At 66.5% G+C, this 18,647-nt stretch carries 23 protein-coding genes; 7 read left to right on the forward strand and 16 right to left on the reverse strand.

Annotated elements, in window-relative coordinates:
- Window positions 1-2 precede the first annotated feature (2 nt).
- Genes TU34_RS00265 through TU34_RS00275 form a run of 3 tightly spaced genes read right to left on the reverse strand, consistent with a single transcriptional unit; the run spans window position 3 to window position 2,079 of the window.
- Complete coding sequence (locus TU34_RS00265) at window positions 3-1,304, reverse strand: hypothetical protein (protein ID WP_160298488.1); 1,302 nt, start codon at window positions 1,302-1,304, stop codon at window positions 3-5.
- Complete coding sequence (locus TU34_RS00270) at window positions 1,301-1,591, reverse strand: DUF6317 family protein (protein WP_045820837.1); 291 nt, start codon at window positions 1,589-1,591, stop codon at window positions 1,301-1,303. Before TU34_RS00270 ends, TU34_RS00265 begins: the two co-directional genes overlap by 4 nt.
- 11 nt (window positions 1,592-1,602) lie before the next feature.
- Complete coding sequence (locus TU34_RS00275; RefSeq protein ID WP_045820838.1) at window positions 1,603-2,079, reverse strand: SseB family protein; 477 nt, start codon at window positions 2,077-2,079, stop codon at window positions 1,603-1,605.
- 212 nt (window positions 2,080-2,291) lie between these two features.
- Between TU34_RS00275 and msrB the strand changes: the two genes are divergently transcribed.
- The 4 genes from msrB to TU34_RS00295 all read left to right on the forward strand — a co-directional run bounded on the left by msrB (window position 2,292) and on the right by TU34_RS00295 (window position 4,520).
- The gene (gene msrB, locus TU34_RS00280; protein ID WP_045820839.1) at window positions 2,292-2,777 is read left to right on the forward strand and encodes a peptide-methionine (R)-S-oxide reductase MsrB; all 486 of its coding nucleotides are present in this window, start codon (window positions 2,292-2,294) and stop codon (window positions 2,775-2,777) included.
- A complete protein-coding gene (msrA, locus tag TU34_RS00285; RefSeq protein ID WP_045820840.1) occupies window positions 2,774-3,319 on the forward strand; it encodes a peptide-methionine (S)-S-oxide reductase MsrA in 546 nt (181 codons plus the stop codon). Before msrB ends, msrA begins: the two co-directional genes overlap by 4 nt.
- Window positions 3,320-3,508: 189 nt before the next feature.
- Window positions 3,509-4,033: a hypothetical protein gene (locus TU34_RS00290; RefSeq protein WP_045820841.1), complete on the forward strand. Its 525-nt coding sequence runs from the start codon at window positions 3,509-3,511 to the stop codon at window positions 4,031-4,033.
- Window positions 4,034-4,160: 127 nt separating this feature from the next.
- Window positions 4,161-4,520: a hemophore-related protein gene (locus TU34_RS00295; RefSeq protein WP_082079697.1), complete on the forward strand. Its 360-nt coding sequence runs from the start codon at window positions 4,161-4,163 to the stop codon at window positions 4,518-4,520.
- A gap of 75 nt (window positions 4,521-4,595) precedes the next feature.
- On the opposite strand, the gene TU34_RS00300 is transcribed toward TU34_RS00295, so the two are convergent.
- Both TU34_RS00300 and TU34_RS00305 read right to left on the reverse strand, forming a co-directional pair.
- Window positions 4,596-6,191 (reverse strand): FMN-binding glutamate synthase family protein, encoded by a 1,596-nt coding sequence (locus tag TU34_RS00300; RefSeq protein ID WP_082079698.1) that lies wholly within the window; start codon window positions 6,189-6,191, stop codon window positions 4,596-4,598.
- A gap of 114 nt (window positions 6,192-6,305) precedes the next feature.
- On the reverse strand, window positions 6,306-7,343 hold the full coding sequence (locus tag TU34_RS00305; protein WP_045820844.1) for an aliphatic amidase: 1,038 nt from the start codon (window positions 7,341-7,343) through the stop codon (window positions 6,306-6,308).
- 162 nt (window positions 7,344-7,505) lie between these two features.
- Here TU34_RS00305 and TU34_RS00310 point away from each other — a divergent pair, with 162 nt between their 5' ends.
- A complete protein-coding gene (locus TU34_RS00310) occupies window positions 7,506-8,576 on the forward strand; it encodes an AAA family ATPase (protein ID WP_052688541.1) in 1,071 nt (356 codons plus the stop codon).
- Between the two features lie 69 nt (window positions 8,577-8,645).
- On the opposite strand, the gene TU34_RS00315 is transcribed toward TU34_RS00310, so the two are convergent.
- The 7 genes from TU34_RS00315 to TU34_RS22115 all read right to left on the reverse strand — a co-directional run bounded on the left by TU34_RS00315 (window position 8,646) and on the right by TU34_RS22115 (window position 15,184).
- Complete coding sequence (locus tag TU34_RS00315; protein ID WP_045820845.1) at window positions 8,646-9,740, reverse strand: alkene reductase; 1,095 nt, start codon at window positions 9,738-9,740, stop codon at window positions 8,646-8,648.
- Between the two features lie 103 nt (window positions 9,741-9,843).
- Window positions 9,844-10,464 (reverse strand): hypothetical protein, encoded by a 621-nt coding sequence (locus TU34_RS00320; protein WP_045820846.1) that lies wholly within the window; start codon window positions 10,462-10,464, stop codon window positions 9,844-9,846.
- 7 nt (window positions 10,465-10,471) lie between these two features.
- Complete coding sequence (locus TU34_RS00325; protein ID WP_045820847.1) at window positions 10,472-12,037, reverse strand: TNT domain-containing protein; 1,566 nt, start codon at window positions 12,035-12,037, stop codon at window positions 10,472-10,474.
- A gap of 291 nt (window positions 12,038-12,328) precedes the next feature.
- On the reverse strand, window positions 12,329-13,030 hold the full coding sequence (locus TU34_RS23375) for a hypothetical protein (RefSeq protein ID WP_150116308.1): 702 nt from the start codon (window positions 13,028-13,030) through the stop codon (window positions 12,329-12,331).
- The gene (locus TU34_RS00335) at window positions 13,027-14,571 is read right to left on the reverse strand and encodes a WXG100-like domain-containing protein (protein WP_150116309.1); all 1,545 of its coding nucleotides are present in this window, start codon (window positions 14,569-14,571) and stop codon (window positions 13,027-13,029) included. Before TU34_RS00335 ends, TU34_RS23375 begins: the two co-directional genes overlap by 4 nt.
- Window positions 14,571-14,861 carry a WXG100 family type VII secretion target gene (locus tag TU34_RS00340; RefSeq protein ID WP_045820850.1) on the reverse strand — a complete coding sequence of 97 codons (291 nt, stop codon included), beginning with the start codon at window positions 14,859-14,861 and terminating at the stop codon, window positions 14,571-14,573. Before TU34_RS00340 ends, TU34_RS00335 begins: the two co-directional genes overlap by 1 nt.
- Entirely contained in the window at window positions 14,861-15,184 is a 324-nt protein-coding gene (locus TU34_RS22115; protein WP_052688542.1) for a WXG100 family type VII secretion target, read from the reverse strand. Before TU34_RS22115 ends, TU34_RS00340 begins: the two co-directional genes overlap by 1 nt.
- A 144-nt stretch (window positions 15,185-15,328) precedes the next feature.
- On the opposite strand from TU34_RS22115, the gene TU34_RS00350 reads away from it, so the two are divergent.
- Window positions 15,329-15,670: a DUF1801 domain-containing protein gene (locus TU34_RS00350; protein ID WP_045820851.1), complete on the forward strand. Its 342-nt coding sequence runs from the start codon at window positions 15,329-15,331 to the stop codon at window positions 15,668-15,670.
- 8 nt (window positions 15,671-15,678) lie between these two features.
- On the opposite strand, the gene TU34_RS23790 is transcribed toward TU34_RS00350, so the two are convergent.
- The 3 genes from TU34_RS23790 to TU34_RS00355 all read right to left on the reverse strand — a co-directional run bounded on the left by TU34_RS23790 (window position 15,679) and on the right by TU34_RS00355 (window position 17,037).
- Window positions 15,679-15,855 carry a hypothetical protein gene (locus tag TU34_RS23790; protein ID WP_156377983.1) on the reverse strand — a complete coding sequence of 59 codons (177 nt, stop codon included), beginning with the start codon at window positions 15,853-15,855 and terminating at the stop codon, window positions 15,679-15,681.
- 163 nt (window positions 15,856-16,018) lie between these two features.
- Window positions 16,019-16,150, reverse strand: a complete 132-nt coding sequence (locus tag TU34_RS24450) for a hypothetical protein (RefSeq protein ID WP_275041712.1) — start codon at window positions 16,148-16,150, stop codon at window positions 16,019-16,021.
- A complete protein-coding gene (locus tag TU34_RS00355) occupies window positions 16,099-17,037 on the reverse strand; it encodes a hypothetical protein (protein WP_045820852.1) in 939 nt (312 codons plus the stop codon). The genes TU34_RS24450 and TU34_RS00355 overlap by 52 nt, the downstream gene beginning before the upstream one ends.
- A gap of 78 nt (window positions 17,038-17,115) precedes the next feature.
- Between TU34_RS00355 and TU34_RS00360 the strand changes: the two genes are divergently transcribed.
- On the forward strand, window positions 17,116-17,751 hold the full coding sequence (locus tag TU34_RS00360; RefSeq protein ID WP_045820853.1) for a GNAT family N-acetyltransferase: 636 nt from the start codon (window positions 17,116-17,118) through the stop codon (window positions 17,749-17,751).
- A gap of 5 nt (window positions 17,752-17,756) precedes the next feature.
- On the opposite strand, the gene TU34_RS00365 is transcribed toward TU34_RS00360, so the two are convergent.
- The gene (locus tag TU34_RS00365) at window positions 17,757-18,548 is read right to left on the reverse strand and encodes a hypothetical protein (RefSeq protein ID WP_045820854.1); all 792 of its coding nucleotides are present in this window, start codon (window positions 18,546-18,548) and stop codon (window positions 17,757-17,759) included.
- Between the last annotated feature and the right edge of the window lie 99 nt (window positions 18,549-18,647).

The following is an 18,647-nucleotide window of genomic DNA, read 5'->3' on the forward strand; positions in this document are numbered from 1 at the left end:
CGTCACCCGAAGACCGACTTCCACACGGATTTGGTCGAGTTCCAGGCACCTTTACCCATGTCTGCCATGTCGTCCCCGGTGTTCGAGAAGGTGTTGCTCGTGCCATGCAGGACCCCGGCCACAACTCCGTGATCGTGAATATCCTCGGACCAGTGCTCGTGGAAAGCGTTGTACCCCACTCCTCCCACTGCGACGCCCACGAGACCGGCGGTTGCGCCCACGGCAAGCACTGGCGCCTCCACGGGTGCTGCGGCAACCACCAACGCCCCACCTGCCAAACCGACCGCTCCCGCGGCGTAGTCGTTCACATGCGCGGTGGTGTTGCTCCAACCCTTTTGGTGGTCGTCGATCGCTTGCAGTTCTGCCACGGCACCTGTCGCCGCGACATCGATCACCGGAATGTCTTTGAGGAATTTCAGTTTGCCCGGCAGTTTCTCTGAGAGGCTGCCGACTCCTTTGAGGTCCGAGATCTTGGTGTTGAGTATCTGAGACATGGGCAGTTCGCCTTTGCCGGCCTGCGCGTCCGCCAAGTGGGATTTCATCGCGTCCAGCTCACGCGAGGCCGCAAGATGGTTCAACCGTGCATCTGTGCCCTCGGGTACTGCGAGGCCCTGCTGCCTGTATCGGGCCTGTTCAGCCTTCAACTTCCAGCGAAGTTCACGAAAATCCTCGCGCGACTTGGCGATGTCCTTGGGGAGGTTGCCCTTCACCTTGTCGTTGCGGTCGTTGGGTACGACGTAGAAGGACTTCAGGTAGTCGCCCATGGTGATCGCGCCGTCCAGGGTCAGCCCCTTCTTGTCGTCCGAAACCACGGGCTCGGCCAGTTCGGCGAGATCGGAAGCGGCGTCCAGTCGAAATCCTTGAGCCAGTTGCTTCGCCTCGGCGTAGGCGGCCTGATAGTCCATCTGAGCTTGCATCGCGGAAACGGCGTTCGGTGCCGTCGGATCGCCGGTGATGACGAGAGGGAGCGGAACGCCGTCGGCGCCTATCTGGGCGCCACGTGCTTGCGCTTCGTGCGCGCCGTCATAGAGCGCGGACTCCAAAGCCGACAAACTCTCGGCGAGATCAGCGATCACATCTCCCGCTCGTCCGGCGAGTTCGCCGATAGCACCGGCTCGAACCGCGTCCGACGTCCACAGCTTGCGGAACATCTCGGCGGCCTCACCCGACCAACTGGCATCGTTACCGAGCTTGTCCACCCCATTCGTCAGATCAGCGACGATCGGCTCTACGAGTCCCGGCGCCTTTTGCAACGTCGATCCGGCGGACTGGAGTCCTCCGAGGTCCCCGCCGATCCAACTCATCGGAAGTCCTTGTTGAGGTTGTCCCAGAGGAAGCGGTTCTTGTTGACCTTTTCTGTTCGGTCGTACTTGTCGCGAGCGTCGTGGAGCTTTGCCGAATGGTCTTCGATCGAGGCCGACATGGAGCGGTTCAATACTCCGAGCATCTCGACGACCCCCTGCATTGCAGCGTTGCAGCTGCCGTCACCTGAGTCGGCAAGCGTCGGTTTCGACGCCTCTGCGGCTGCGTCGTACTCGCGCGCAGCGTTCGCGAATCGTCCCGACAATGCACCGAGGTCGTCGAGAACCACTCTGAAATCAGTCACTTGTCCAGAATCTCCTCTAGGGCGGCGAGTCGGCCGGCGGTCCATTCGGCATCCACGACTCCCGGCGTCGGATCGAGCACTATCGGGATACCCATGTGAACGGCGGCGAGGTCAGCGGGCGGCAGTCCCACCCACGGTTGATAGCTGCCCAACATGTCAACCAGAGCTCCGACCGTGGAGAAACAGAGGAGCACGGTGTGCCCCTTCGACGTCGCAAGCTCGATGTCGAAGCCTTTGGTCCCGTCGACACGGGGGTGAGCGGGAATGATCGCGAGATCAGGCAATTGCGACCCGATGGATGCGGCGGAGTTGTCGACCTGTGCCACGTGTGAACGCCAGTAGGTCTCCTCGGCCCGAGAGGTTGCGCGCCACATGTCGAGGAGCGCGGCGGGTGGCTGCGCGGCCCAACCGTTCTCCTCGGCCCACTCGTCCTGCATCTGTGCGGCGGTCAGATCGCCCGGCTGCCACGTCACGGTCCGTTTGTCCCCTCGTCGTACAACGGTACTGTTTCGGTATCTTAGCCTGACTCATGACGGAGACTTCGGTGAGTAACGGAGCCTCTGATCTTCCATTTGCATAAGTGTGGTGGGCGCTTTAGAGAGTCGGCACCGCTACGGGACCAAAACCCGACCCTCGTACGTTGGAGTAGGAGACGCCGCAGCCAGCGGTGTGCGAGGAGGTAGATGTGAGCACGAGTTTCCGTAAGACCGACGACGCGGTGGCGGCCTTGACCCCGACGCAGTATCGGGTGACCCAGAAGGACGGCACCGAGCCGGCGTTCGCCAACGAGTACTGGGACAACCACGAGCCCGGGATATACGTCGACGTCGTGTCGGGTGAGCCCTTGTTCTCCTCGACCGACAAGTACGACAGTGGAACGGGCTGGCCGAGCTTCACCAAGCCCATCGACGACGCCGCGGTCACCACCAAGAGCGACCGCAAGCTGCTGATGAAGCGCACCGAGGTCCGTTCGGCCAACGCGGACAGCCACCTGGGCCACGTCTTCGGCGACGGACCGCGCAACGCCGGCGGCCAGCGGTACTGCATGAACTCCGCGGCGCTGCGGTTCGTCGGAGTCGACGAGCTCGAGGCCCAGGGCTACGGCGAGTACCGCGCACTGTTCACCACCGACACCACGTCCGATTCGAGCACAGAGGAGCACACACGATGACCACCGACACCGGAGCACTCACCACCGCCACGGGCACCGAGACCGCCGTTCTGGCGGGCGGCTGCTTCTGGGGCATGGAAGACCTCATCCGTCGCCGCCCCGGCGTGATTTCCACGCGCGTCGGCTACACCGGCGGCACCAACGACCACGCGACCTACCGCAAGCACCCCGGCCACGCCGAGGCCGTCGAGATCGTGTTCGACCCGTCGCAGACCACCTACCGCGACATCCTGGCGTTCTTCTTCCAGGCGCACGACCCGACGACCAAGGACCGTCAGGGCAACGACCGTGGCTCGAGCTACCGCTCGGCGATCTTCCCGGTCACCCCCGAGCAGGAGAAGGTGGCGCGCGAGACCATCGCCGACGTCGACGCCTCGGGACTGTGGCCGGGCAAGGCTGTCACCACGATCGAGCCCAGCGGCCCGTTCTGGCAGGCCGAGCCCGAGCACCAGGACTACCTGATCCGCAACCCCGGCGGGTACACATGCCACTACGTGCGACCGGGTTGGGTCCTCCCCAAGCGCGACGAGGCCAACGCCTGACAGACACGCTCGAACGCGACGCCCTCGCTCCTCTCGGAGCGGGGGCGTTGTCGTGTGAGCACCTTCGAGAGTGACTGCCGGCCCGGCAAACCGCGCAGACGCACCCGCAATCTGGGTGCTTCGTGGCAAACACCTGTCGGTATCGGTCGCAGACGCCGTAGAGGGCTCACTCGGTGGGACCGTGCAGGTATGCCTCGCATCGTGTCGTCGAAGAGAATTGCCGCCGTCGTGACCGCCGTCGGTGCGGTCATTGCCATCACCTGCGCGGTCGCACCCGCGGCGCAGGCCGACAGCGCAATCAGCGACGCCGTGGCGATCGCGAACGGGGGAGTGGCGTTGGTCCGCGGCGCCACGTTGTTGCACAGCAACGACTTCGGCGAGTACGGCTGCGAGGACTTCGTCGACGCCGCGTACGGGAAGACCACCGCGAACGGCATCCCGCATGACGCCGCCCTCGCGTTCTACAACGGACTCGCGGCGGCAGGTCAGGGTCACACCACGCTCCCCGCGCCACCCGGCGCGCTCGTGTTCTCGCAGGGAGAAGACGGCGGCCACGTCGACATCTCGATCGGCAACGGCGACTACGAGAGTGGTGGAGTGCAGGGCTTCGCGCCCGGATACGGCGATGGCACCGACAACCAGATCCTGCCGTCGGCGAACCTGGGCTCGTGGACCTTCGTGGGCTGGGCCCACGCGCCGTGGAGCGCGGTGTAACCCCTACGAACTCGTCACCTGAAGGACCTCTGAAGACCTTCGCGACAATTCCGACGTTCTCAGGCTCGCCACAGGATTCCGGGCGAGATTCGACCGTGCATCACAGCGATGACACCTGAGGAGAACCATGACAGCCACCGGACACACAACTCTCTGGACCCGACGGGTGGGTGCGGCGGCAGCCGTCGCACTCGGCGTGGGTCTGGCCGCGGGGATTCCCGCCGCCACCGCCTCGGCCGCCCCGGCGCAGTGCACACCGCAGGCTCGCGCGGCTGCCGTCGCGCAGGCTGCACCGGCGATCGCGGGTGTGCTCGCCCGTCATCCCGACCTCGCCGCCGAGCTCGCCCATGTGCGCACCCTGCCGAAGGATCAGCGACGCACCGAGATCCGCGCCTTCCGCAAGACCCACCGCGAGGAGTTCAAAGAACTGCATGCGGCCCGCACGCCGATCCGCGACCACCACAGGGAGTGCCGCCCGAAGCGGTGACACGCCATCGCTGTGCCCGGCTGATCACTCTCAGCCGGGCACAGTGCTGTTCGCGACAGCTCGAACCCGCCGCGGTCAGCGGCTGAGCCCGGCCGGGGTGAAGGTGTCCGGATCGGCGAGGAGCCAGTCCTCGGCCCAGCTCGCCGGGGTGTCGGCGACGAGCTCGCCGGGCTCGAGCCACTCATAGGTCTCCGAATACGCCTGCTGCGACACCGGGCCGAGTCGCTTGCGCAGCATCGACGGATGGAGCGTGGCGGGATCGGTGACGCCCATCGACGCCATGATCCGCATCGCCTCGGCGACGGTGGCCTGCTGGTACCGGAACACCCGGTGGCCTTTGTCGGTGACGTCGAGGGCGCGGGCACGAGCCGGATCCTGCGTCGCCACGCCGACGGGGCAGTGGTTCGTGTGGCACCGCTGCGACTGGATGCAGCCGATCGCCATCATCATCGCGCGGGCGGAGTTGGTGTAATCGGCTCCCTGGATGAGGCGCTTCACGATGTCGGAACCAGTCGCGACCTTCCCGCTGGCACCGACACGGATCCGGTCGCGCAGACCGACACCGACGAGGGCGTTGTGGACGGTCATCAGGCCGTCGGTCAGCGGGAGCCCGACGTGGTCCTCGTACTCCAACGGCGCTGCGGCCGTGCCGCCCTCGGATCCGTCGACGATGATGAAGTCCGGTGTGACGCTCTCGGCCAGCATCGCCTTGCAGATCGCGAGGAGTTCGACGCGCGACCCGACACACAGCTTGAACCCGACAGGCTTGCCGTCGGCGAGCTCCCGCATCCGGGCGATGAACTGCACCAGACCGCGGGGGGTGGAGAACTCGGCGTGACCGGCCGGGCTGACGCACTTCTGGCCCTGCGGGACACCGCGATAGCGGGCTATCTCCGCGGTGACCTTGGCGGCCGGCAGCACCCCGCCGATGCCGGGCTTGGCACCCTGACTCAGCTTCAGCGACAGGCACTTCACCGCGTCATGCGCGGCCTTCTCCGCGAACTGGGTCGCGTCGAAACGCCCTTCCGACGTCCGGCAGCCGAAGTAGCCCGACCCGATCTCCCACACCACGTCACCACCACCGAGGTGGTATGGCGTGAGTCCGCCCTCGCCGGTGTCGTGTGCAAAGCCACCGCGGGCGGCCCCGGAGTTCAACGCCCGCAACGCGTTCCCCGACAGCGACCCGAAGCTCATCGACGACACGTTCAACAGCGACATGTCGTACGGCCGCGTGCAGTCGGGACCGCCGATCCGCACGCGCGGCGGCTCGTCGGGCGGGTCGACCGGCGCGATCGAGTGGACCAGGTACTCGTACCCGTCGGCGTCGAGATCGCGTTCGGTGCCGAACGACTGCTCCGCGGCGGTTCCCTTCGCTCGCTCGTAGATCAGGGACCGGACATCGCGGTCGAACGGACGGCCGTCGACGTTGCGTTCGATGAAGTACTGCTGCAGTTCGGGCCGGACCGCTTCGAGGAGATAGCGCATGTGGCCGAGCACCGGATAGTTGCGCAGTACCGAATGTCGGGTTTGTACGAGATCGTAGACGCCGACTGCCGCAACGCATCCGAGCACCGCTGCGCCGACGAACCATCCCCACGGGCCGAGAACACCTCCGACCACCGCGCCGACGGTGAGCAGGACCAGTGTTCCGACGAGCGCGATGCGGGTCACCCTCGGACGATATCGCGCGCCAGCAGGCAGAGCTGCCCGATGCGGGGGAATCGTGGTGACCGGCGTCGGTCCGCCCGTCGCCCGGGCCTCGCCGCCGAGAGTTCGAGGACTACGTCAGGCCTCCATCACCTTCTCGGTGGGGAGCTCTCCGACCGGGCACTCGGCGACGCCGATGGTGTCGCGGGTGATCGCCTCGACAGCCCTCTGTGTGGCCTCGGCGTCGGTGACCCAGTTGCGATAGAAATCGAACGGACACTCCGCGACACCCTTGTCGCCGTCACCGCCGGCGAACACGCCGGTGTAGCCGCGGTGCAGGAGCTTGAACAGGTGGTTCTGCGACTGGTCGTACCGCCGCGCGTCGCGAATCGTCGACAGCGACAGCTGGGCGTATTGGATCCCGTACTCTTCCTCGCCGCATTCGCCGAGCGTGCGGCCGTCGAACCCGATGATCGAACTGTGGCCGAAGTACGAGTAGACGCCGTCGAAGCCGGTCGCGTTGGCGACGGCCACGTAGCAGTTGTTCGCCCACGCCATCGCTTTCGCCATCAACACCTGCTGATCCTTGGCCGGGTACATGTAGCCCTGCGGGCGCACGATCAACTCGGCCCCCTTCATCGCGCAATCCCGCCAGATCTCCGGATAGTTGCCGTCGTCGCAGATGATCAGGGAGATCTTCAAGCCTTTCGGGCCGTCGCTGACGTAGGTCTGACCGCCCGGATACCATCCCTCGATCGGCGTCCAGGGCAGTATCTTTCGATACTTCTGCACGATCTCGCCCTGATCGTTGATCAACACCAACGTGTTGTACGGCGGCTTGTTCGGATGGTCTTCGTGCCGCTCACCGGTGATCGAGAAGACGCCCCATGTCTTCGCCTCCCGACAGGCTGCGGAGAAGATGTCGGTTTCATCGCCGGGGATCACCGATGCGGTCTCGTACATCTCGTCGGAGTCGTACATGATGCCCTGCGTCGAATATTCAGGGAACACAACAAGATCCATTCCCGGCAGGCCGCTCTTCATGCCGACGACCATCTGTGCGATGGCCTGCGCGTTCGCCAGCACCTCGGCGCGGGTGTGCAACCGCGGCATCTTGTAGTTCACCACCGCCACTCCGACGGTGTCCGGGCTGGAGGAGATGTCTCCGTGTCGCATGTGCGCTCCTGACGGGGCCGTGGGTGGGCGTGCACCCTCACGCTAGAGCGGCTGTGGTGTCGGCACTGTTACCGCGAGGTTCGCGGTGGATGAACGACTTTCGGCACTGCGCGACATCATCGGGTGCTCTAGGTTCGCACAAGAGGGAACGGAGGGCGCGCGATGTCGGGCTACATGAACGAGCGTTTCCGTGCCCTTGACCCCACCGCCGGGTTCCGCCTCGGCGATCTGCGATCGCCTGGTGCGTTGGCCGACGGGCTGCGGAACTCGATCATCGGCCAGGACGATGCTGTCGACGCTGTGGTGCGAGCGATGACCATCGCGGCCGTCGGACTCCGCGATCCGCGACGTCCGATCGCCTCACTCCTGCTGGTCGGCCCCACCGGTGTCGGCAAGACCGAACTCGCCCGCCAGGTCGCCCGTCATGTGCGTGGCGATGCCGACAACATGTGCCGTATCGACATGAACTCCCTTGCCCAGGAGCATTACGCGGCGTCGCTGTCGGGTGCGCCACCCGGGTACGCCGGCTCGAAGGAACAGTTCTCGCTGTTCGACCGCGAGACGGTCGAGGGCACGGTGTCGCGTCCCGGAGTCGTGCTGTTCGACGAGGTGGAGAAGGCGCACCCGACCGTGTTGCTCGCGCTCCTGCAGATCCTCGACACCGGCACGCTGCGCCTGGCGTCGGGGACGTCGACGATCGACTTCCGCAACGCGATCATCCTTTTGACCTCGAATCTGGGGTCGCGAGAGGTGCACGACATGCGGCGGCCGGGGGTTCGAGGGCCGGCACGGTGGGCCGCCTCGGTCATGCGGCGAATGGGTGGGGGCAGAGCACGGTCGGAACGTGACGTGGTGCTCGACGCGGTACGCGACTTCTTCGATCCCGAGCTGCTCAACCGCTTCGACGAGGTCGTCACCTTCACATCGCTCGAAGACGCACACGCGCGCCGCGTCGTCGATGCCGAGATCGATCACCTCGTGGAGGCTCTTGCCGCCCGCGGTGTGCACGCGACGGTGACCGATGCCGCTCGATCGGCGCTCGTCGATGCGGGTTTCGACCCCCGGTACGGCGCCCGCGCGTTGCATCGCGTGATTCGCACCGAGCTGCATGCACCGATCGCCGCGCTGCTCACCGCCGCCGACGGACGGTGCTCTTCGCACGTGATCGCGGATGCGGACGCGACCGGACTGTCGGTGACCGCGTCACCGGCGCTGTTTCTTCCGCCGGACTGATGCGCGTCACCGACGACGACGCCCACCGACCCGGAGGTCGGTGGGCGTCATCGGTGGATCTGATCGGTGTCAGGCGTTCTGGGTCTCCAGCGACGGGTAGTCGGTGTAGCCCTCGGCGCCCGGCGCGTAGAAGGTGGCCTGGTTCGGCTCGGTGAGCTCGGCGCCCTTCTTGAGACGCTCCACCAGGTCGGGGTTGGAGATGTACCAACGGCCCACGATGACCGCATCGGCGGTGCCGTCGGCGACGAGCTTCTCGAGCTGCGCGAAGTCGGACTCGATGGCGAAGCCGGTGTTGAGCAGGAACGGCACGGTGATCTCGGGACGCAGCGTCGCGAGCACGGGATCGGTGGGCTCGATGAGGAAGTGCACGTACGCCAACGGGATGTCGGCGATGGCGCGCAGGAGTTCCTGGTGCACGGGCACGGTGTCGGACTCGTTCATACCGTTGGCCTTGTGGCCGGGGCTCAGACGGATGCCGACCTTGTCGGCGCCGATCTCATCGACGACGGCCTTCACGATCTCGATGACGATGCGCGCGCGGTTGGCGGGCGAGCCGCCGTATTCGTCGGTGCGCTGGTTGGTGTCGTCGCCGAGGAACTGGTGCAGCAGGTAGCCGTTGGCGCCGTGGATCTCCACGCCGTCGAGTCCGGCGTCGATGGCGCGGCGAGCCGAGGTGCGGAAGGCGTCGACGATGCCGGGGATCTCACTGGTCTCCAACGCGCGGGGGGTGACGAGCGGGACGCTGCCGTTCGGGCCGTGGGCCTTGCCGTCGGCGGCGATGGCCGACGGGGCGACCGGGTCACCGCCGGGGAGATCGGGGTGCGCGACGCGACCCACGTGCCAGGTCTGCACGAAGATCTGGCCACCCTCGTTGTGGACGGCCTCGGCGATCTCGGCCCATTTGGCCTGCTGGGCGTCGTTGTGGATGCCCGGGGTGTTCATGTACGCGCCACCGGCCGAGGCGCTGGACTGCGTGGCCTCGGTGATGATGAGGCCGGCGCCCGCACGCTGGCGGTAGTACTCGGTCTGCAGGTCGGTGGGGGTGCCGTCGGACTCCGCGCGCAGGCGGGTCAGCGGTGCCATGCACACGCGGTGGGGCGTGTGGATGACGCCGGAGTCGAAGGGCTTCAGCAGCGGGGAGTCATCGTTCAGCGTGTAGGTCATGCTCGGGTCAACACGCCGACAGGCCGGGGTCAATCCCCGATGCGACGCACGTCACTCCCGGAGCCGGATGGCTCCCCCTGATTCCTCGCTTCAGCGGGACGGGTCAGATGATGGTGCGCGGAAGTTCGGGCACTAGTGAAGGATCGATACCGACGGACAACGATCGATTGATCTCGTCGTAGCTCATCGACAGGTAGTGGCTCGTCGAAGGAAATCGCTCGTCTCCGACGAACCAATTGTTGGCATTCGCGCGCTGACGAAACCTTCGCTCGGGATACCTCGTTCGATAGGCGGGGTCGGGCTCCCAATCCTGGTTCAGACCCATCTCGTCGAGACGGGCCGTAGGACTGCCGAGGGTTGGCGCAACGGCTTGGCGGACGGCCTCCGACACCTCCGTGGCTATGGCGAATTTGCCTGCCAGCGCGAAGGTGCTGAATGTCCCCGAACTGAACTCCTCCCGGTCGCCCCTGGATATCTCGAACGACTTGGTCTCGAAACCGGAATCGTTTCTCACGATGAAGTACTGGAGGTAGCCCTCAGAGTTCATGGGCTGGCCCGCCCCATTCGACAACGTCAGCGTGCGGTCGTGCAGATCAAGCGAGTCGAACAGGTTGTGGCCTGATCGGGAGTCGATGGTCGTCCAGAACTCCCATGATTTCTCGAAATCATCAAAGTGGTCCCACCCGTCCGGAATACGGCCTGCTTCTCTCGGCGACCGGCTCATGAGGCCTTCACTTCGGCACGACGTTCACGAGGCCTCGTCGGACAAGCTCGCGAACCGATACCTGCGCATCGTCTTTGAGTGTATTCACGACCAGCCATTGGTTCGCTCCTCCAGGTTGTCCGAAAGCTTCCGCGGCGGGACCGCTGCGAACCTCGTAGCCCTCTACCGATTTTCCCGTCCCGACGTAGACGTTGTAATCACCGGAGGCACCGGGCGCGAGGGCACGGCTGCTGTAATTTTCTCCTGCGTCACCGAGAAACTTTCCTCCGGGACCCCCGATCCTATCGATCTGAGTTCCGCTGGGGATCGCGTTCGACTTCAGCGGCTCGCCGGCGAACCCGTCGTTCTTCGGGTAGTCCCACGACTTCTTCTCCGAATTGAAGAAGTCGTCGACGATCTTGTTCGGCGACATACGTGCGTAGGGGTTGCTGGCTGCCGCCTCGTCGGCAATGTCCTTCGGCACACCTTTGGAGAGCAGATGTGAGCCGAGCGCTTCGCTGTCGGTGGCGCGCGCGAGTTCCGGCCTTGCCCACTCGGGTACGCGGAAGGCCGCCGTAGCGCCGTCCACGGATCGAGTCGCGGCTGCTGCAGGCTTCGCCGCAGCGGCGACCGCAGAGCGCACGACTCCCATTCCCTTGAGCTGCTCGAGCTTGCTCAACACATCGGTCGCTCGCCCCGCCAGGCGACCTACCGAGGCCGCGACGGCGCGCGCCGCTTCGATCAAGACTTCGATGATTCGGCGAATCTTGGCTGCAGCGGTCGCGATCCGTGCGGCAACCGCTGCTTGGGCCGCAATTTCGTCCAGGCCCCCGGTGAACACGGCGAAGACCGCGCCGGCGGCCTCGATGGCGACCGTTTGTGTGATCAGCGAGTTGAGCTCGGAGAGGATCTCGTGGTGTGCCTCATCGAGATGTGCCGCATATTCCGAGCACGATGAGCCGATCTGCGTGAACACCGATGAAAGCTCGCGTAAGTGGTTGCCGGTGTCGGTGCAGGCCTGCGCGGCGGCAGCGGCTTCCGGGCTCTTCTGTGCGGATGCGGCCGAGGCGGCGGCGCTCGTCGGCCCTGCTGCGCTGTCGAGTTGGGCTGCTGCGGCCTTCCACGCACCGTCGGCGGCGTGAAGTCTGTCCTGGTGACCGTTCGGCCAGATGTAGCCGACCAGACCCTCGACGAGTGACCACCCGGGCGGCCCGCCGCTACTTCCGCCCGCGGCGGACGGTGGTGACGGTGCGGAGAGCGTCGGCGGCGTGGGCGGTCCCGGAAGCGACGCGTCGCCGCCGCCGATGGTCGCCGATGCATCGGCGTGCGAGTGGTTCTCACCTGTCGCGTGGAGGCGGAGGGCGACGTTGCCGGCTGCGCCGACGGCCGAGGCCGCGGCCTTCAGCGCGGCTTGCGCGCCCTCGTCGTAGCTGTTCGACCACTCGACTCCAGCGTTGTCGGAGCCGCCCATGCCCGACGAGCCGCCCAGTTCACCTGCCAGCGAGGAGACTGCGCTGTGAGCGGCCTCGGCGACGCTGGACATACCCGAGGCGGCCTTGGCGTACTGCGCTGGATCGACGACGAGCGTGGGCACCGCTTAGCCTCCATTTCCTTCGCTGCAGCAGAGTTTTTCTCGTCTTAGTTCGAATGTCGCAGTGCCGCTGAGGCCGTGAGGCGGTCAATCACGGCGCAATGACGCGAAGGTAGAGCGGCTACTCGATGTCCGCTTGCCCCTTCGCATCAGTGGTCACTCAAAACCCTGTGTCGCGGTGGTCACCCAGAGGCATGCTCTCTGTCCCCCAAAGAAGGTGGGGAGTTGGCGCGGAACTCCCGAACACTGCACGGCGCTGTCGACCGCGGCGAACGGCTGCGGAGTTACCACCATTCACTTCATCCGTTGGACTATCGCGAGTGCAGCCATCGCGAGGGTGTCCTCTCGCAGGGGATACGGCGTGTCGTACAGGTAGAGGCAGAAGTCTTCGCGGGGTCGGTTACCCGTCGAGCAGAAGGTGAGGAGGCCGATCTGATTGTCGTCTCGGTCCGTGATCCGCATTCTCAGCGGAGGCTTGAGCATTGCCGGCGAGAACAACAACAGGACGACGAGCCCGATCATCTCCCATGCAGGATCGCGCAGTTTGGTGAACGGGGCAACAGATCGGCGCCACAGACCATCTCGCCGCCGCTCGGTGAATGTGTAAGCCGATGAGCGGTCCGGAGTGTTGATGGTCCACGACGAACGCAACCATCGCCTTTCCGGTATCGCGCTCACGCAAACCTTGCCCGCCATGTTCTCGACAACGCTTGCTTCGCGGTCGCCATCTCCGGGGCTGATCCGGTACTCGTGATCGGAAGGAGTTTGAGCTGCCGAGACCGTCACAGGGATGCGTCGGGGCTCGGCGGGGTGGCCGATCCAAAATAGTTCTCGCAGATCAGTTGCGCCATCGTGTCCCAGCGCCGGAAGAAATTCGGTTTTGTCGCCGACGCACATGACACGAAGATGCGGTGGCTGCGTCTCGCGACGCAGTCGCGATCCACCGCGCTTGCCACGCCGCGCACGCTCTAGATGCTTAGGCAACTGATCTGTCATGGTTGACCACCGCCGCTTTGTGAGGTTCGGTCTGATGGGGTCGGCGGCGGACCCTGAATGTAGTTGTCGCTCATGGCTGGACTGTCAGCCTCGGCCATCTTTTCTTGCACCTCGGCTGCGAACGACGGCGCATTTCGGACAGCATCCGGCGCCTCCCGCGCGACGTCGAGCATCGACGTTCCCTTAACGTCATCTGCGGTGTCGGGACTGAGCAAACTGTGTATCTCTTGCTGAGTCGAATTGATGGCCGCGTTTGTGACCTTGGCTGTCCCGTACTTCGCGAGGGTTTGAGGCAGGCTCTTGCTCGTATCTGCCCCGCCTCTGGCCTCAGCGGCAGCCTTACCTATGGGGCTTATGACGGCACTGAAGGCGCCTTGAGCGACTATCTTGCTCGCATCCATGTGGTTCTCGCCGGTACCGATGGATACGACGCCCTCTTTGCCGGCCTCCATCGCCGCACCTGACACCGCATTCTTGATCGCGCCGTCCTTGACCGCTTTCCCGTACTTGCCGAGCGCAGGCGTGCTCGAGCGGGCGGCGGAGGCTCCCGCGCGACCAGCTTTCGCGGCAGCCGATGCCGCGGTCTTGACCGCGCCGGTGGCGAGTGGTTCGAGCTTCGAGAGGACTTCTGCTGCGCGCCCGGCGAAGCCCTCCACCGCGGCGGCGACGGCTCGTGCCGCGTCGATGAGCGCCTCGATGACCCGGCGGATCTTCGCGGCAGCGGTGGCGATGCGGGCCGCGACAAGGGCCTGGGCGGCGATCTCGTCGAGGCCTGCGGTGAAGAACGCCAACACCGCCCCGCCGGCCTCGATGGCAGCGGTCTCGATGATGAGTTCCTTGAGCGTGGAGATGATCTCCTGGTGGGCCTGGTCGAGGTGTGCCGCATACTCCGAGCACGAGCCGCCCAGTTCGGTGCACACCGACACGAGATCGCTCAGGTGCTGACCGGTGTCGGTGCAGGCAGTGGCCGCCGCACCACACTCGGGGCTCTGCTGCGCCGACACCGCGGATGCGGCACCGGCGACGGGGCTCGCTGCGGCCTGCAGCTGGGCGGCGGTGGCCTGCCACGCGGCGTCCGCAGCATGCAGGCGGTCCTGGTGGCCGTTGGGCCACACGTACCCGACCAGTCCCTCGACCAACGACCACCCGGGCGGCCCACCGCCGCTGCCGCCAGCGGCTGACGGGGGTGCGGGCGCTGCCATCGTCGGGGGAGAGGGTGGCGCGGGAAGCGCGGCGTCCCCGCTCCCACCGATGGTGGCTGCAGCATCGGCGTGGGCGTGGTTGGCGCCGGTGGCGTGCAGCCGGGTCGCGACATTGCCTGCCGCGCCGACAGCGGACGCGACCGCGCTCATTGCTGCCCGAGCGCCTTCGTCGTAGCTGGTCGACCACTCGACTCCGGCATTGTCAGAACCGCCCATCCCACCGGATCCGCTCAGCGCGGCGGCCAGGCTGCTCGCGGCCGATTGTGTCGACCGCGCAACCTCGGTCATGCCGGTCGCGGCGTGCGCGAACTGGACGGGATCGACGACGAGGGTCGGCATCAGCCCCACATCTCCGTGTTCGCGGTGACCGCGGCGGTGTAGTTCGTGTGCGCGGTGTCGCCGGCCTTCCGCAGATCGGCCACGGCCGAACGCATCTCGGCCGCACCCTTGGTCCAGCGATCGTGCGCGGCGCGTTGCGCGTCGGCCGCCTCGCCGGTCCATGTGGTGTGCAGTGAGGCGACGGTCTTGTCGACGTCGGAACAGACCGACTCGGCGTCGGAATCGAAACGGGCCATGGCCGAGACGATGTCGGCGAGTTCCTCGGTGTTGATCGTGAACTGCCGTGCCATCAGAGGTCCATGTTCAACAGGCCGGAACCGCTGCTGCCGACCGAGGAGGCGTTCGACGACTCCCGGTCGGAGTACGTGCTCGCGTTCGAGGCCAGCAACGACGACGTCGAGTCGAGGCCACCGACCACCTCTTTCGCGCCGTGCAGCCACTGCTCCCAGTCTTTGCGGAATGCGTCGGCGGCCTGGCCTTTCCATCCGCCGTTCAGCAGTCCTTCGACACGTTCGGTCAGCGAGCGCACGCGATCGTCGAGGCTGTCCGCCGCGGCGCGAACGCTCTGCGATGCGCGACTGACCTCGTCGGTCGACACCTTGAGTTCGGACATCGGGCCTCTTCTCGCGTCTGCTGGGCATACGTGCGAATCGAGTCGCCAGAATACGTTATGCAAAGCGAAGTAGCGTCACTGACCTGCTCAGATTCGGACAAAAGGGTCACGATGCGAGCTCCGCAGCGGGTAACCTCCTACCCCGTGACGACAGACTGGCGAGCGGACACCGTGACGACCATCCGCGACCTCATCCTCGGGGCCGACGACGGGATCACCGAAGAGATCAAGTGGCGCAAACCGTCGAATCCCGATGGCGTGCCCACGTTCTCGCACGATGGACTGATCTGCACCCTGGAGACCTACAAGGACAAGGTGAAGGTCACGTTCGCCAAGGGCGCGTCGTTGCCCGATCCGCAGTCGGTGTTCAACGCCAGCCTCGACGCCGGCACACGGCGCGCAGTCGACATCAAAGCCGCTGATGAGCTCGACCGCGCGGCGTTCACGGCGCTCATCCAGGCGGCGGTCGCGCTCAACCAGAGCTGACCAAACGCCTAGAGGAGCTTCGAGACGATGCGCCCCGCCTCGAGCGACAGCGGGTCGTCGTAGAGCGCGGCCAGGGCGTCACGTAGACGGACGACATACTCCGTGGTCGCCTCGTCGGAGCCGTCGTAGGGCGCGTCGACGGCCGAACGGTCAGGACCACCGGTCTCGGTGCTCGTCACAGTCATGGTCGGACCTCGAATCGCGCGTCGAACGTCGCCGACGAGAAGGAACCGGCGACGCGAGTGGGCAGATCGTTTCCGTCCGACGCCGTCGAGGACTGGCATCAGGAATGTTCATGACGGTAACGAAGTCCAGGTCAGGCCGCAAAGCAGAATTCCACAGGGCCTCTCACAGGCCCGGGTGACCGGTGTCGTCGGACGGCACCGGGTCGGGCTCGTCGGACACCCCGCGCGCCACCATCTGGATGATCACCAGCGGTGGATCGGACCCGTCGACGATCTCGCCGGCGGCATCGACCACCAGCCATCCGCCCTCGAGGCGTCGCAACGGATCCCGTCGAGCGCGGCCCGGCGTTCCTCCCCGGTGAACACACCGCTCGCAACCCGGAAGATCCGGCGGACGTCGTCGGGGTGCGGGGTGTCGCGGTTGTCGCGGCGCCCCTTCCACGCGATTCCGCTCGGCGGATCGGTGAGCCACCGCAACACCCGCATCTTCTCGACGTCCATCACCACGACGTGGATGTTCGACACCCGCGCGATCGAGTCCATCGCCAGCGACTCGACCCGCATGGTCACCGGCAGGTTCGGTGCCTCGAAGATGACGCCGGACAGCGCCGACGGTCCGATCGGGAGCATGCTCACCGACGCGCGCATCAAGTCGTCGGATCCCGGTCGCAGTGTCGCCGTCCCCGTCCACGGACCGCGTTCGGGGACCAGCAACGCCTGCACCAGACCGATGGTGTCGTCGACCTCGACGAACCGCAGCGCATCGGCACTCAACACCGTCGAGGGCTCGTCGCCGACGACACGTCGACCGACCAGTGCCGCAGATTCCGCGGGCACGCAGAACCTGCGCTCATCCGAGTCCCAGGTGAACGCGGCCGCGGCCGGCGGCTCGGCGCCCTCCGCCGATCCCGCCGCGACCCACGCGGCTGCGACCTCGGCCGTCGTACCGGGGACCGGAACGCACCGGATGCCGTCGGAGACGAATTCGCGGGGTTTCTCGCCACGCGGGGCACGCGACCATCGATCGAGTTCGGCGGCGATCGATCGAGCGCGTCGAGCACCGAACGGATCTGTCAGGGCGCGACTCAGTGACGTCCGTGCCCGCGGCACGCCTTCGCGGCTCAGGACAGTCGGCCGTCCGGGTTCGCGGAGATCCGCGAGCACCCACTCGACACTCGCCATGAGTAGAAGTTACGTGAGTCTCGGCAACGAGTTGGCCGTGAGCGGCGGATCGGTGGGTACGGCACAATCCGACCCGTGATGTCGGATGCGCCACCCGAGGTGCGGACCGCGGCGGCGAGACAGGAATTCGACGCCTGCGCCACCGCGCTGGCAGCGGCCTTCGCCGACGACCCGCTCATGTCGTTCCTCTGGCCCGACGCCCACTGCAGGCATGCTGCGCTGCCGAGATACTTCACCGCGAGCCTGCGATTCGAACACGGCCGCATCGGTGTCGTCGACCATCTCGCCGACCACACTGGACGCCCCATAGCTGTCGCGGCGTGGGACGGCCCCGACCGCGGGGGCCCGGTGGCCGGCCTGGGTCGCACCCTGCGCGCGGCACCCCGAACGCTGACCGCGCTCGGCGGTCGGGTGGGTGCAGGAATCGATGTACGGCGTCGCCTCGACGCCCACGAACCGTCGGACCGGCACTGGACGCTGGTGAATCTCGGCGTCACGCCCGCCGCGCAGAAGCGCGGCCTCGCGCGCATCCTGCTCGAGCACCGTCTCGCCACGGTGGACGCCCGTGGGTACCCGGCGCACCTGGTGTGCACCCGCGCCGAGAACGTCGCCCTGTACCGACGCTTCGGGTTCGCCGTCCGCGACGAGTTCACGCTCGCCGACGGGACACCGCTGTGGTCGATGGATCGTCCACCCGCGCGAACCGATCGGTGACGCCGTCACCACTCGTGCCCGCAGGCCCCGCAACGACGGGTCGGGGTGTCGCCCATGACGACACATCCCGCGCCCACGGTGCCGTACGGCGGCGGCGAGGCCGGCATACCCCACAGCACCCGGAACGTGCGGTGCTCGTTGCACGCCGGGCACGCCGGTCGGTTGCCGAACATCAGCTCGTCGACGCTCGGCCCGAGTGGCTGATGCACGATGTCGTGGCAGCTCGGGCACAGCGCCACCCAGCCGATGTCGTCGTAGGGAACCTCGACCGTCTTGTGTCGTTGCAGACGCGGGCTGGTCTTGCCCGCCCAGCGTCGGCCGCAGCCGGTGCATCCCCAGGAACTCTCGACCGCGCTCACGCCCATCGTGTCGACGTCGGCGCAGGGGGAGGGGAGCGCGAACCAGGGGGTGGGGGCGTCGCACTCGCCCTCGATCGCAGCGATGACGGCGGCGCCCTCGGTGTGATGCAGCGACCGGGGGTCGACGGTGACCGCGGTACCGGCGCGTCGCGAGATCGCGGCTGCGGAGAGTGGTTCGGACACGATGGGATCGGCGGGCTCGAGATCCCAGTCGTCGGGATCGGTCCCCATGCGCAGCACCGACACCCCCAGGACCGCGGCCTCGCGTCCCTGCACGACCGTCACGACGGTGTCGCCGTCGGCGACGTCGTCGGGGAACGTCCACCAGGTCTCGTCGGTCGTGCGGCCGGGCCCGTGACGGTCGATCGACTGCCACGGCGCGGCGAACACGACATGCACCGGGCGGTGCGGGTCGACGGTGGGACGATCGATGATCACGAGCTCCTCGGATGGTCGGTGGGTTTGGGAGTCTGGGGTCGTCGACGATACGGCCGGGGTCCGACAGCGGGCGCGGTTCGGCAGCGGCGCTGTGAGAGT

It is taken from the genome of Williamsia herbipolensis (assembly GCF_000964005.1).
Taxonomy (GTDB): domain Bacteria; phylum Actinomycetota; class Actinomycetes; order Mycobacteriales; family Mycobacteriaceae; genus Williamsia_A; species Williamsia_A herbipolensis.

What these genes read in the sequence shown, in the direction of transcription:
- TU34_RS00265 (WP_160298488.1), bottom strand. Translation starts at nt 1,304, where the DNA reads ATGAGTTGGATCGGCGGGGACCTCGGAGGACTCCAGTCCGCCGGATCG.
- msrA (WP_045820840.1), top strand. Translation starts at nt 2,774, where the DNA reads ATGACCACCGACACCGGAGCACTCACCACCGCCACGGGCACCGAGACC.
- TU34_RS00290 (WP_045820841.1), top strand. Translation starts at nt 3,509, where the DNA reads ATGCCTCGCATCGTGTCGTCGAAGAGAATTGCCGCCGTCGTGACCGCC.
- TU34_RS00295 (WP_082079697.1), top strand. Translation starts at nt 4,161, where the DNA reads ATGACAGCCACCGGACACACAACTCTCTGGACCCGACGGGTGGGTGCG.
- TU34_RS00305 (WP_045820844.1), bottom strand. Translation starts at nt 7,343, where the DNA reads ATGCGACACGGAGACATCTCCTCCAGCCCGGACACCGTCGGAGTGGCG.
- TU34_RS00310 (WP_052688541.1), top strand. Translation starts at nt 7,506, where the DNA reads ATGTCGGGCTACATGAACGAGCGTTTCCGTGCCCTTGACCCCACCGCC.
- TU34_RS00315 (WP_045820845.1), bottom strand. Translation starts at nt 9,740, where the DNA reads ATGACCTACACGCTGAACGATGACTCCCCGCTGCTGAAGCCCTTCGAC.
- TU34_RS00320 (WP_045820846.1), bottom strand. Translation starts at nt 10,464, where the DNA reads ATGAGCCGGTCGCCGAGAGAAGCAGGCCGTATTCCGGACGGGTGGGAC.
- TU34_RS23375 (WP_150116308.1), bottom strand. Translation starts at nt 13,030, where the DNA reads ATGACAGATCAGTTGCCTAAGCATCTAGAGCGTGCGCGGCGTGGCAAG.
- TU34_RS00335 (WP_150116309.1), bottom strand. Translation starts at nt 14,571, where the DNA reads ATGCCGACCCTCGTCGTCGATCCCGTCCAGTTCGCGCACGCCGCGACC.
- TU34_RS00340 (WP_045820850.1), bottom strand. Translation starts at nt 14,861, where the DNA reads ATGGCACGGCAGTTCACGATCAACACCGAGGAACTCGCCGACATCGTC.
- TU34_RS22115 (WP_052688542.1), bottom strand. Translation starts at nt 15,184, where the DNA reads ATGTCCGAACTCAAGGTGTCGACCGACGAGGTCAGTCGCGCATCGCAG.
- TU34_RS23790 (WP_156377983.1), bottom strand. Translation starts at nt 15,855, where the DNA reads ATGACTGTGACGAGCACCGAGACCGGTGGTCCTGACCGTTCGGCCGTC.
- TU34_RS00355 (WP_045820852.1), bottom strand. Translation starts at nt 17,037, where the DNA reads ATGGCGAGTGTCGAGTGGGTGCTCGCGGATCTCCGCGAACCCGGACGG.
- TU34_RS00360 (WP_045820853.1), top strand. Translation starts at nt 17,116, where the DNA reads ATGTCGGATGCGCCACCCGAGGTGCGGACCGCGGCGGCGAGACAGGAA.